At 69.9% G+C, this 11,628-nt stretch carries 13 protein-coding genes and 1 tRNA gene; 12 read left to right on the top strand and 2 right to left on the bottom strand.

Translation table 11 applies throughout. The features are described 5' to 3' along the window. The first annotated feature begins 291 nt into the window (after positions 1-291). Positions 292-367, top strand: a tRNA-Thr gene (locus ACT4N8_RS12010). A 55-nt stretch (positions 368-422) separates the two neighbouring features. Here the strand turns inward: ACT4N8_RS12010 and ACT4N8_RS12015 are convergent. Then, the gene (locus tag ACT4N8_RS12015; protein WP_444858363.1) at positions 423-779 is read right to left on the bottom strand and encodes a PilZ domain-containing protein; all 357 of its coding nucleotides are present in this window, start codon (positions 777-779) and stop codon (positions 423-425) included. Positions 780-920: 141 nt separating this feature from the next. On the opposite strand from ACT4N8_RS12015, the gene ACT4N8_RS12020 reads away from it, so the two are divergent. The 11 genes from ACT4N8_RS12020 to ACT4N8_RS12070 all read left to right on the top strand — a co-directional run bounded on the left by ACT4N8_RS12020 (position 921) and on the right by ACT4N8_RS12070 (position 10,980). Beyond that, positions 921-2,222, top strand: a complete 1,302-nt coding sequence (locus ACT4N8_RS12020; protein WP_444858364.1) for a L,D-transpeptidase family protein — start codon at positions 921-923, stop codon at positions 2,220-2,222. Between the two features lie 45 nt (positions 2,223-2,267). Then, positions 2,268-2,606: a hypothetical protein gene (locus ACT4N8_RS12025; RefSeq protein ID WP_444858365.1), complete on the top strand. Its 339-nt coding sequence runs from the start codon at positions 2,268-2,270 to the stop codon at positions 2,604-2,606. Positions 2,607-2,643: 37 nt separating this feature from the next. Next, a complete protein-coding gene (locus ACT4N8_RS12030) occupies positions 2,644-2,940 on the top strand; it encodes a hypothetical protein (RefSeq protein ID WP_444858366.1) in 297 nt (98 codons plus the stop codon). 105 nt (positions 2,941-3,045) lie between these two features. Further along, entirely contained in the window at positions 3,046-5,250 is a 2,205-nt protein-coding gene (locus ACT4N8_RS12035) for a copper-transporting P-type ATPase (RefSeq protein WP_444858367.1), read from the top strand. Beyond that, positions 5,247-5,645 carry a Cu(I)-responsive transcriptional regulator gene (gene cueR, locus ACT4N8_RS12040; protein ID WP_444858368.1) on the top strand — a complete coding sequence of 133 codons (399 nt, stop codon included), beginning with the start codon at positions 5,247-5,249 and terminating at the stop codon, positions 5,643-5,645. The genes ACT4N8_RS12035 and cueR overlap by 4 nt, the downstream gene beginning before the upstream one ends. Next, a complete protein-coding gene (locus tag ACT4N8_RS12045; protein ID WP_444858369.1) occupies positions 5,642-7,369 on the top strand; it encodes a copper resistance system multicopper oxidase in 1,728 nt (575 codons plus the stop codon). Before cueR ends, ACT4N8_RS12045 begins: the two co-directional genes overlap by 4 nt. Further along, complete coding sequence (locus tag ACT4N8_RS12050) at positions 7,366-8,526, top strand: copper resistance protein B (RefSeq protein ID WP_444858370.1); 1,161 nt, start codon at positions 7,366-7,368, stop codon at positions 8,524-8,526. Before ACT4N8_RS12045 ends, ACT4N8_RS12050 begins: the two co-directional genes overlap by 4 nt. 221 nt (positions 8,527-8,747) lie before the next feature. After that, a complete protein-coding gene (locus ACT4N8_RS12055; RefSeq protein ID WP_444858371.1) occupies positions 8,748-9,134 on the top strand; it encodes a hypothetical protein in 387 nt (128 codons plus the stop codon). Positions 9,135-9,195: 61 nt separating this feature from the next. Further along, positions 9,196-9,951, top strand: a complete 756-nt coding sequence (locus ACT4N8_RS12060; RefSeq protein ID WP_444858372.1) for a PepSY domain-containing protein — start codon at positions 9,196-9,198, stop codon at positions 9,949-9,951. 23 nt (positions 9,952-9,974) lie between these two features. Next, entirely contained in the window at positions 9,975-10,493 is a 519-nt protein-coding gene (locus ACT4N8_RS12065; protein WP_444858373.1) for a DUF305 domain-containing protein, read from the top strand. A gap of 49 nt (positions 10,494-10,542) precedes the next feature. Then, on the top strand, positions 10,543-10,980 hold the full coding sequence (locus ACT4N8_RS12070; protein WP_444858374.1) for a DUF411 domain-containing protein: 438 nt from the start codon (positions 10,543-10,545) through the stop codon (positions 10,978-10,980). On the opposite strand, the gene ACT4N8_RS12075 is transcribed toward ACT4N8_RS12070, so the two are convergent. Beyond that, positions 10,940-11,628, bottom strand: a 689-nt coding sequence (locus ACT4N8_RS12075) for a hypothetical protein (RefSeq protein WP_444858375.1), incomplete at its 5' end; no start/stop codon positions are given. The two genes, ACT4N8_RS12070 and ACT4N8_RS12075, sit on opposite strands and share 41 nt — an antisense overlap.

Here is an 11,628-nt window from a genome sequence, read left to right on the forward strand (position 1 = left end):
GCCGTCAAGCAGCGAGACCCAGTAATTATCTGCCCGCACATGCATCCGGCGCTCGTCGCCGCCGATCGCCAGCGCGACCTCATCGGACGCCGCCGTTTCGGCCGCTTGCGCGGGATCATGATGTCCGGGATGCTCGGAATAGCTGTCCATGCCCGTTTCCGCCGGTTTCCTCCAGTTCGGCGGCAATCTGCCCGCGACTGTTTACCAAAGCGTTAAGCATGTTTGTTGGCGGCGCGACGGCTTGCGGGCCATGAACGGCGCTGTTAGGGGAGCGGCCGCTTGTCCAAGCACGCCGCTTTAGCTCAGCTGGTAGAGCACATCATTCGTAATGATGGGGTCGTGGGTTCGAGTCCCCCAAGCGGCACCATCCTTCGCCCTGACCGGCTTCGGATGGCAGGCCATTTTACGACCGGAAAATTGGTTCAGCGGACGGCGCGCGGGCCGAAATGGTTCTTGGGCGGGCCCTTGCGGCCGGCCATGACGAGCAGCTCGATCGTCGCGCGATGGAGCGGGGTGGCGAATTCGAAGCCGGCCTTGCCGTCCTCGTGCCAGACCACCCGGCAATTCTGCGGCTCGAGGCCCGGCAGCTTCAGCCAGACATGGGTGCCGACGTCCAGCTCTACGGTTTGCGCCATGAAGCCGTCGGTCGACAGGTTCATGATGTCGACCTCGATGATCGACGCGCCCGGCTCGCGCAGCCGCGCGGCGAGATTCACGATGCGCCGCTCGGCCTTGCGGCCTTCGAGCACCGGAAGGATGGCCAATTGGGCTCTGGTCACGGCAGCGCGCGTCCTTTCACGCGCCCCTATGCGCCTGAATTAGCTAAACAAGCCTTAAACCCTGACTTCGCCGGGCGCGGGGATCGGGATGCGGCGCGGCGCGTTGGTGCGGCTCTGATCCAAAGCAAGTGTGGAGTGGTTGTGCGCGTCAAAATCCTGGTTTCGGCGGCGCTCATCGCGCTCGCCTCCTGCGGCAATCGGCCGAGTGAGGGCCCCGCGGGGCAGAGCGAGACCCAGGCGTTGCGCGCCGCCGCGGACGATCCGCGCCTGCAGCGCTTCTATGAAGCACGCGGCTGGCGGCCCGCCTGGGACGGCGAGGCTGGGCAGCGCCTGACCGAGGCGATCGGCGGGGCGACGCGGCATGGTCTGGAGGCGGCCGCCTTCCTGGGAGAGATTCCCGAGGGCGGCGACGCGGCGGTACGCGAGGCGGCGCTGAGCCGCGCCGCGCTCGCTTATGCCGAGGCGCTCGCGCGCGGCCGGACCGACCCGACCCGGTTCGACCACCCCTACACGCTGCCGCGCCCGAACCCGGATCTCGCCGCGGGCCTCGCCCAGGCGATCGAGGGCGGCAATGTCGCCGCCTGGCTCGATGGACTCGCTCCGCAGGACGCGGAATATCGGACATTGTCCGATGCCTATGTCCAGGCGAACCGGCAAATCGCGGATTCCGGCGGCAATCCGCCACCCCAATTGGTCGACCGCGCCCGCACGCTCGCGGTCAATCTCGAGCGGCGGCGCTGGCTCGAACGCGCGCCCGCCGCCACCCGGATCGACGTCAATACCGGCGCCGCGATGCTCACCTACATCCGCGACAACGCGGTCGCCGACCGGCGCCGCGTGGTCGTCGGCGAGCCGGGCAACGAGACGCCCGAACTTGCTTCGCCGCTCTACCGGCTGGTCGCCAACCCGACCTGGACGGTGCCGCGCTCGATCCAGGAAGAGGAAATCGCGCCGCGCGGCGATTCCTATCTGGCGCGCAACAATATGGAGTGGCGCGACGGCTGGATCGTGCAGCGGCCGGGCCCGGCCAACTCGCTCGGCCTAGTCAAGTTCGACATGCAAAACGACCATGCCATCTATCTCCACGACACCCCGGCCAAGGCCCTCTTCGCCGAGGCCGACCGCCACCGCAGCCACGGTTGCGTCCGCGTTCAGGACGCGCTCGGCTTCGCGCAGATGCTGGCGGGCGAGCAGAATGTGCTCGACCAGTGGAACGAGGCGCGGGCGGAACGCGACGAGGACGGCGATCTCGAAGAGACGATGGTCGCCCTCGCCCGCCCGATTCCGGTCCGCTTACTCTATCATACCGCCTTCCTGGCCGACGGGCGGCTGACGATCGTGCCCGATCATTATGGCTGGGACGAAGCGGTCGCCGTAGCGCTCGGCCTGCCGCCGCGGCCGCGCTCACCCGTCCGGCACGTCAACGGGGACGTGGGCCCCTGAACGCTGGCATTGCACCGACGCGTTCGCGCGCCTAATCACCAGACCGTGCACCGCCGCCTGTTCCTCTCGCTCGTGATGCTGCTCGCCTTGCTCGTCGCGCCGTTCGGCCGGATGGCGGCGGCCGAGGCGATGGCGGCTCCGCATCATTCGTCGCCCCCGCCACGGGCCGCCCTTCCCCGCGACATGCCCGCGCCCGATCGGGCGCCCGAGGACCGCGGCGCGATGACGATCGACTGCCTGGTCGCCTGCGCGACCATCGCCGCGGCGGAAGCGCCGGCGCTGGCCGCGCTCGAGCCCCTCGCCGTCTCGCCCGCGTCCCGCGCGCTCACCGCCTTCATCGGCATCCACCCCGAAGCCGAGCCGCCGCCCCCGCGCCACTCCTGACGATCTCGTTTTCAACCGACATCATCAGGAGTTTGACATGAAAATCATCATGACCGCGATCGCGCTGGCGATCGCTGCACCCGCCATGGCGCAAGCCGGCGCGCAACCGAGCCACGCCCAGCATCAGGGCAACGCCCAGCACCAGGGCCACGATCAGGCCCAGCACGGGCAGCACCAAGGCCATGGCCAGCATCAGCAGGGCCATGCCGGTTGCTGCGCCGACCGCAACGGCGACGGCCGGATGGATTGCTGCGAGCGGATGGCCGAGGCGGGCGACCGCCGCGGCTGCTGCCCGGCGCCGGCGGCCCAGCCAGGCAGCCAGCCGCAGGGCTAAAGCCGGCCGAGACGGGAGGGCGGCGGCACGATCCGCCGCCCTCCACGTTCTCCGATCGGAATCGCCGCTTGACCTTCCAGTAACTGGAAGGAGCAGAAGGGCCTCATGAGCACGAATCACAGCTGCCACACGCATCGCGCGGCGCCCTCGCCGGAGGCGGCCGACCCGGCTCCGGGCCAGGCCAAGGATGTCATCTATACCTGCCCGATGCATCCGGAGATCGAGCAGATCGGCCCCGGCTTCTGCCCGATCTGCGGCATGGCGCTCGAGCCCAAGAGCTTCGCGCCGAGCAAGGGGCCGTCGGAGGAATATCTCGACATGCGCCGGCGCTTCGTCGCCTCGGCGATCCTCACCGTCCCGCTCGCGATCATCGTCATGCTCCGCCATTTCTGGCCGTGGACGGTAGAGCTGGTCGGCGCCCGGCCGCTCGACTGGATGGAGCTCGCGATCGGAACGCCGGTCGTCCTCTGGGGCGGCGCCCCCTTCTTCGCGCGCGGCTGGCGGAGCATCGTCAACCGGCGGCTCAACATGTTCACGCTGATCGCGATCGGCACCGGGATCGCCTGGGCCTATTCGGTGATCGGCGCGGTCGCGCCGCAAATCTTCCCGCCCGCCTTCCGCGACATGCACGGCGGGGTGGGGCTGTATTTCGAGGCGGCGGCAGTGATCGTCTCCCTGGTCCTGCTCGGCCAGGTGCTGGAGCTGCGTGCCCGCGAGCAGACCGGCTCCGCGATCCGCGCCTTGCTCGATCTCGCGCCCAAGACCGCCCACCTCGTCGAAGACGGCGGCGAGCGGACGGTTCCGCTGGATATGGTGCGGGCAGGCGACCGTCTCCGGGTCAAGCCGGGCGAGTCCGTCCCGGTGGACGGGACGGTCGTCGAAGGTTTTTCGAGCCTCGACGAATCGATGCTGACAGGCGAATCAATCCCCGTCGAGAAGCGTGCCGGCGACCCCGTCACCGGCGGCGCGATCAACGGCGACGGCAGCTTCGTCATGGCGGCGGAGCGGGTCGGCGCCGAGACGATGCTGGCGCGGATCGTCCAGATGGTCGCCGCGGCGCAGCGGAGCCAGGCGCCGATCCAGCGCAAGGTCGACCAGGTCTCGGCCTGGTTCGTGCCGGCCGTCATCCTGATCGCCCTGCTCGCCTTCGCGATCTGGTCGTTCGCCGCGCCGCCGCCGCGCATCCCCTTCGCGCTGATCACGGCGGTCTCGGTGCTGATCATCGCCTGTCCCTGCGCGCTCGGCCTCGCCACGCCGATGTCGATCATGGTCGGCGTCGGCAAGGGCGCGCAGAGCGGCGTGCTGATCAAAAATGCCGAGGCGCTGGAGCGCTTCGCCTCGGTTGACACGCTCGTCGTCGACAAGACGGGAACTCTGACCGAAGGCAAGCCGGCGCTGGTCGCCGTCGAGCCCGCCCAAGGCTTCGACGAGGCCGAGCTGCTCGCTCTCGCCGCCGCGCTGGAAGGCTCCAGCGCCCATCCGCTCGCGCACGCCATCGTCGCGGGCGCGGAAGCGCGCGGGATCGCGCCGCGACCCGTCGAAGGCTTCGAGTCCGTCAGCGGCAAGGGCCTGTTCGGGCGGATCGACGGGCGCCGCGTCGCCATCGGCAATGCCGCGATGATGGCGCGCGAAGGCGCCGACGCGGCGGGGCTTTCGGCCGAAGCGGACGCGCGCCGTGACGAAGGCGCGACCGTGATGTTCGTTGCGATCGACGGGCGGCTCGCCGGCTTCGTCGCCGCCGCCGATCCGATCAAGGCGACGACCCGGGCGGCGATCGGCGCGCTCCATGCCGAGGGCCTTCGAATCATCATGCTGACCGGCGACAATCGGCGCACGGCCGAGGCCGTCGCGCGGCAGCTCGGCATCGACGAGGTGGTCGCCGACATTCTCCCCGAGGATAAGGACAAGGCGGTCAACCGGCTCAAGCGCGAGGGCCGCACCGTCGCCATGGCCGGCGACGGCGTCAACGACGCGCCGGCGCTGGCCCGCGCCGACATCGGCGTCGCGATGGGCGCTGGCTCCGATGTCGCGATCGAGAGCGCGGGCGTGACTCTGGTCAAGGGCGACCTCATTGGCCTTGTGCGGGCACGCAGGCTCTCCCGCGCGGTCACCCGCAACATCTGGCAGAATCTCGTTTTCGCGTTCGGCTACAACGCGCTCGGTGTGCCGATCGCGGCAGGCGTCCTCTATCCGGTGACCGGGCTTCTGCTCAGCCCGATGATCGCGGCGTTGGCGATGAGCCTGTCGTCCGTTTCGGTGATCGGGAACGCGTTGCGGCTTCGGACGCTGAGCCTGGAGGCTGCGCAATGAACATCGGTCAGGCCTCGGCCAGGAGCGGGCTGCCCGCGAAGACGATCCGCTATTACGAGCAGATCGGCCTGGTGACGCCGCCGCGGCGCGACAACGACTATCGCGACTATGGCGACAAGGAGATGCACGAGCTCAAGTTCGTCGCCAGCGCCCGAGCGCTCGGTTTCACGATCGAGCAATGCCGGCATCTCCTGGCCCTGTATCGCGACCGAAACCGGGCCAGCGCCGACGTGCGCGCGGCCGCCAGGTCGCACATTGCCGAAATTCGCGCGAAAATCCGGGAGCTTCGGGCTATGGAGCGAACGCTCTCCACCCTGGTCGAGCATTGCCGGGGTGACGACCGTCCCGACTGTCCGATCATCGAAGGCCTCGCCGAAGGAGATGCCGCCGCATGACCCTGACTCTTCCGCCCCCGCGGCTGAGCCGCCGCACCTTTCTCGCCGGGGCGTTCGGCATAGGCGCCGCAGGGCTGCTCCCGGCCTGGGCGCAGAGCGGCAGCACCGGGCTGCAGACGCTGTCCGGGGAGGACATCCGCCTCGCCATTGGCCACAGCGCCTTCACCGTCGGCGGCCGCACCGGCCATGCGATCACCATCAACGGCACCCTGCCCGCGCCGCTGATCCGGCTGCGCGAAGGCCAGAACGTGCGCCTCCACGTCACCAACCATCTCGACGAGGACAGCTCGATCCACTGGCACGGCCTGATCCTGCCCTTCCAGATGGACGGCGTGCCGGGCGTCAGCTTCCCGGGCATCCGCCCCGGTGAAACCTTCACCTACGAATTCCCGGTCCGCCAGTCGGGCACTTATTGGTATCACAGCCATTCGGGCCTGCAGGAACAGCAGGGCCATTACGGCCCGCTGGTGATCGATCCCGCCGGCGCCGACCCGGTCGCTTTCGACCGCGAGCACGTTCTGGTCCTCAGCGACTGGAGCTTTCTCCACCCCCATCAGATCATGGCGCGGCTCCGCCAGCAGGCCGGCTACTTCAACCGGCGGCGGATGACGCTGACCGGCCCCGCGAGCGACCGCATGCCCGCCGCCGACCGCGAGATGTTCGCGCAGATGCGGATGGACCCGACCGACATCCTCGACGTCAACGGCACAACCTATACCTATCTGATCAATGGGCACGGCCCGACCGAAAACTGGACCGGCCTGTTCGCGCCCGGCGAACGGGTGCGCCTGCGCATCATCAACGCCAGCGCGATGTCGATCTTCAATTTCCGAATCCCGGGCCTCGAAATGCAGGTGGTCGGCGCCGACGGCCAGAACGTCCGCCCGGTTCCGGTCGATGAGCTCCAGATCGCGACCGCGGAGACCTACGACGTCCTAGTCACCCCGCGCGACGACCGCGCCTACACCATCGTGGCCGAGGCGATGGACCGTTCCGGCATGGGCCGCGCGACGCTCGCCCCGCGGCTCGGCATGGCCGCGGCGGTGCCGCCGCTGCGCGAGCGGCCGATCCTCACCATGCGCGACATGGGCATGGGCGGCATGGACCACGGCGCCCATGCCAACCACGGCGCAGCGGCGGCCGCGTCCGAAGGCGCGTCGATGAGCCACGACATGCGCGATTCGGCCAATGCCCCGGGCGTCCGCCTCGGCCCCGGCGTCGACATGATCGCGCCGATGCCTCAGGACCGCACCGGCGAGCCGGGCCTCGGCCTCGCCGACGCCGGCCACCGCGTGCTCACCTATCGCGATCTCGTCGCGCTCAGCCCCCATCCCGACCGCCGCCCTCCGGCACGAACCGTCGAGATCCACCTGACCGGCAACATGGAGCGCTTCATGTGGTCGTTCGACGGGGTGCGGATGAGCGAGGGCGCCGAGCCGATCCGCTTCGCGCGCAACGAGCGGGTCCGGCTCAAGCTGGTCAACGACAGCATGATGGCGCACCCGATCCACCTGCACGGCCACTTTTTCGAGCTGGTCAACGGCAGCGGCGGCCCGCATCCGCTGAAGCACACGGTGAACGTGCTGCCCGGCGCCCTGGTCCGGCTCGATCTCACCGCGGACGCGCCCGGCGACTGGGCCTTCCATTGCCACCTTCTCTACCACATGCATGCGGGAATGATGCGCGTCGTCACCGTCCGCCCGCTCGACGGAGACGCCGCATGAAGCGCCTGACGATCGCCCTGCTGGCGCTGAGCGTCTCGGCCCCCGCCCTCGCCCAGCACCAAGGCCATGGCGGGCACCGGCCGACGACGACGCAGCCGCGGCCCCAACGGACCAGCCCGCCCGCGCCGCCTCGTCGCGCGACTCCCGCGCCGCGTCGCCGCGCCGCCCCGGCTCCGGCCAGGCCCCGGACGGCGCCCGCGCGCCCCGCGCCGGCTCGTCCGGCGCCGGCGGCCGATCCGCATGCCGGCCACGCGACGCCTCCGCCCGTGGGGCCGGCGCCAGCGGCCGACCCACATGCAGGCCACGCCATGCCCCAGCCCGATCCTCATGCCGGCCACGCCGCGCCGACAGCGGCCGATCCGCACGCCGGGCACGACATGGGCCAGATGCCCATGCCCGTCGCGGATCCCCCGGCCCGACCGCCGCCGCCGGAGGCGACGCGCGGCCCCGTCCACGCCGCCGACACCGTCTTCCCGCTCGACCGGACGAGCCGCGCCCGCGACACCTTCCTCGCCGAGCACGGCCGTATCCGCACCTTCGCGGTGATGATCGATCGGCTGGAGGCCAGCATCCAGGGCGGCCGCGACGGCTACGCCTGGGACGCGCAGGCCTGGTATGGAGGCGCGATCGATCGGCTTTGGCTGAAGAGCGAGGGCGAGGGCGCCTTCGGCGAGGTGCCCGAGCAGGCCGAGCTGCAGGTGCTGTGGAGCCGCGCGCTCGACCCCTGGTTCAACCTTCAGGCAGGCGTGCGCCACGATTTTCGCCCCGATCCGGAGCGCTCCTACTTCGTCCTCGGCATCGAGGGGCTCGCCCCCTACTGGTTCGAGGTCGACGGCGCCCTCTTCCTTTCGAACAAGGGCGATCTTTCGGCGCGTTTCGAGGGCGAATATGATTTGAGGATCACCCAGCAGCTGATCCTGCAGCCCCGCCTCGAGCTCGATTTCGCGCTGCAGGACGTGCCTGAGATTGGGGTCGGCTCCGGCCTGTCCTCGGGCGAGGCGGGCCTCCGCCTGCGCTACGAGATCGTTCCCGAATTCGCGCCCTATGTCGGCGTCCAATATGGCCGCGCCTTCGGCGACACCGCCCGCTTCCGCCGCCTCGCGGGGGAGGACATCGGTGGCTGGAGCCTGCTGGTCGGCGTTCGCGCATGGTTCTGAGGCCTCCTTCGCGCCTTCTCGGGCTGCTGCTCTGGGCCGTCGTGGGTCTTTTGGTCACCGCCCCCCCGGCCATGGCGCACGACAATCACCAGCGTGCGCAGGCCGAGGAACGTGCGGCACCGGGCGAGCGCGCCACAAGGGGTGCCCCGGCGGATCACAAGGGCGTGGGTTCCACGCCTGCACCCTCGATGCCCGAGCGCCTGTTGTCGTGGGTGGGGCGCATGCATCCATTCGCCGTCCATTTTCCGATCGCCCTGATCCCGGCCAGCTGGATCGCCCTTGTCATCGCGAGGCGACGGGGCGGGCCGACCGGCCTGATCCGCGCGCTCGTTATCTTCGCCGGCGCGGCAGCCTTCGTCGCGGCACTGTTCGGCTGGTTGAACGCGGGCCTCCCGTTTGAGGACCGGCCGCTGCTCGCCGCGCACCGCTGGGCCGGCACCGTCTTGGGCCTGGCCGGCGCGGCTCTCTCGATCTGGGCGTGGCGAAGCGCCGATCTCGCGAGGAGCCGCGCGATGACCTGGGCCCTCGGCCTCGTCACCCTGTTCCTGCTCGTCCAGGGCTGGGTGGGCGCCGCCATCACCCACGGCCTGCGCCACATGATGATCTGAAACCGGGGCCACGCACTCAATCTCGAACATCACAGCCCGCGAGGCAGAACAGGGGAAAGCAATGTCGGCAGCGTCCAGAATTTCGAGCAAGATCCACAAATGGCTGGCGCTGCTGATGGCGATCCAGATCCTCTTCTGGTTCGTCAGCGGACTATTCTTCGCGATCGCGCCGATCGAGCAGGTGCGCAGCGAGCACCGCATCGCCGAGCAAACGCACGCGCCGTTCCCGCTCGACGCGGCCGCTACGGGGCTCCAGCGTCTCGCAGCGGCCGGAGTGGCGCCCGGCGAACGCGTCGAGCTGCGCTCGCTGCTCGACCGGCCCGTCGCCCTGCTGAGCGCCGGCGAAGGACCGCCGCGGCTGTTCGATCTCGCCACCGGCCGACAGCTCTCGCCGGTTCCCGCCGCGCTTGCGGTGCGGATCGCGGAGCGCGACCATGACGGCGAGGACCGCGCCGCGCGGATCGGCTGGGTGACCGAGGCGAGCCCGGAATATCGCGGCGCGCTCCCGGCCTGGCGCATCGAGTTCGACGACGGCGCCAACCGCGCGCTCTATATCGCCGCCGACACCGGCGTCGTGACGGCCCGCCGATCGACCCTGTGGCGGACTTTCGACTTCCTCTGGTCGCTCCACATCATGGACTTCAAGAATCACGAGGATTTCAACACGCCGCTGCTGATCGTCGCGACCGCGCTGAGCCTGATCGTGATCGTCACCGGCTTCGTCATGTTCCCCAGCCGGCTCGGCTACAACGCCTGGCGGAGGCGAAGGCGCGCGCGACGGACGGGCGCGGAACGGCCCGCCAATCGAGCGGTTTGACTCGCAAAGGAGTGAGCCGCGCCATGTCCTACGCACGCTTCGCCGCGATGATCGCGACTTCGACGGTCGTGATGTTCGCCCTGATGTATTTGAACACCTGGGCGCCGGAGCATGTCCGCTACAGCCAGACGCGGACCTGGATGGCGCTGCTGATGGGCGCGACGATGGCGATCGTCATGCTCGGCTTCATGTTCTCGATGTACAAGAACAGGCGCGCGAATATCGCGATCTTCGCCGGCGCGGCCTTGGTCTTCGCCGGCGCGCTCTGGCTGGTGCGAAGCCAGGCGACGGTCGGCGACGTCGCCTACATGAAGGCGATGATCCCGCACCATTCGATCGCCGTGCTGACCAGCGAGCGCGCCCATATTCGCGATCCGCGCGTTCGCCTGCTCGCCGACCGGATCATCGAGGCGCAGCTGCGCGAGATCGGCGAGATGGAGGCGCTGATCGCCGAGCTCGAGCGCAATCCGCTCCCGGACGGCGCGCCCGATCTCCCCTCATACCGCGATCTGGGCGCCCCGCCCCCGCCGCCGGCGCGTTGACGAGAACCGTCTGCCGGGCGATCATGGTCGGGGTCGAACGGAGACACGCATGATTTCGAGACGTACGATATTGCTCGCGCCGCTGGCGCTGATCGCCTGCGGCAGCGCGGCGGCGGCACAGTCGATCGAGGTGATGAAGACGCCGACCTGCGGCTGCTGCACGCACTGGGTCGAGCACCTGCGCGCCGAGGGCTTCGAGGTCAGCGTGACCGATTTGCCGGATCTCACCGCCGTCGCGCGCGAGCTGCACGTGCCGGACGATCTGCGCTCCTGCCACACCGCGCGGACCGGCGGTTATGTGGTCGAGGGGCACGTCCCCGCCGCCGACATCCGCCGCCTGCTCGCCGAGCGCCCGGAGGCCGCCGGGATCGCCGCGCCCGGCATGCCGATCGGCTCGCCCGGCATGGAGCAGGGGGACCTCACCGAGCCCTATCAGGTGATCCTGTTCACCCGGGACGGCCGCCGGAGCCTGTTCGCGCAGCATTGAGCCTGTTCGCGCGCCGGCGCCTCAGCCAGGCGGTGAGGCCGAGCCGGCTGGGGAACATCACGATCCCTGCGATCACCACGATCAGCCCGAGCGCGGTCGCGACGATCAGCAGCGGGCTGTTGAAATCCTCATGGTCGCGCCAGTCCATGATGTGCAGGCTCCAGAGGAAATCGTAAACCCGCCACAGCGTCGAGCGCCGTGCAGCCACGACTCCGGTATCCGCCGCGACATAGAGCGAGCGGTTGGCGTCATCGTCGAAATCGACCCGCCAGGCGGGGAGCGCGCCACGATATTCGGGGCTGTTCTCCGTCACGCGTTCGACCCGCGCCGCGCGCGCCTCGCCGGCATGATCGGCCTCCGCGATCCGCGCGGCGACGGTCATCGGGATCGGCGAGGCCGGGCGGCCGGTGGCGAGATCGTAGAGCCGGGGCCGCCCCTCGCGTGGGGTAACCAGGGCGACCGGGCGGTTGAGCAGTACGCGGATCTCGATCCGCTCGCCGGTCACCCCGGCCGAGCCCAGCCGCAGCAGCCCGTCGGCGGCGAGGCCGAACGGCACCGGCGCGGCGGCGGCCTCGGCCTTCGCATGCTCGCTCCGCACCCGTTCGATCGGGACGGCGGCGAAGAACAGCCCGCTGACGAACCAGAACA

It is taken from the genome of Sphingosinicella sp., from assembly GCF_052387495.1.
Lineage (GTDB): Bacteria > Pseudomonadota > Alphaproteobacteria > Sphingomonadales > Sphingomonadaceae > Allosphingosinicella.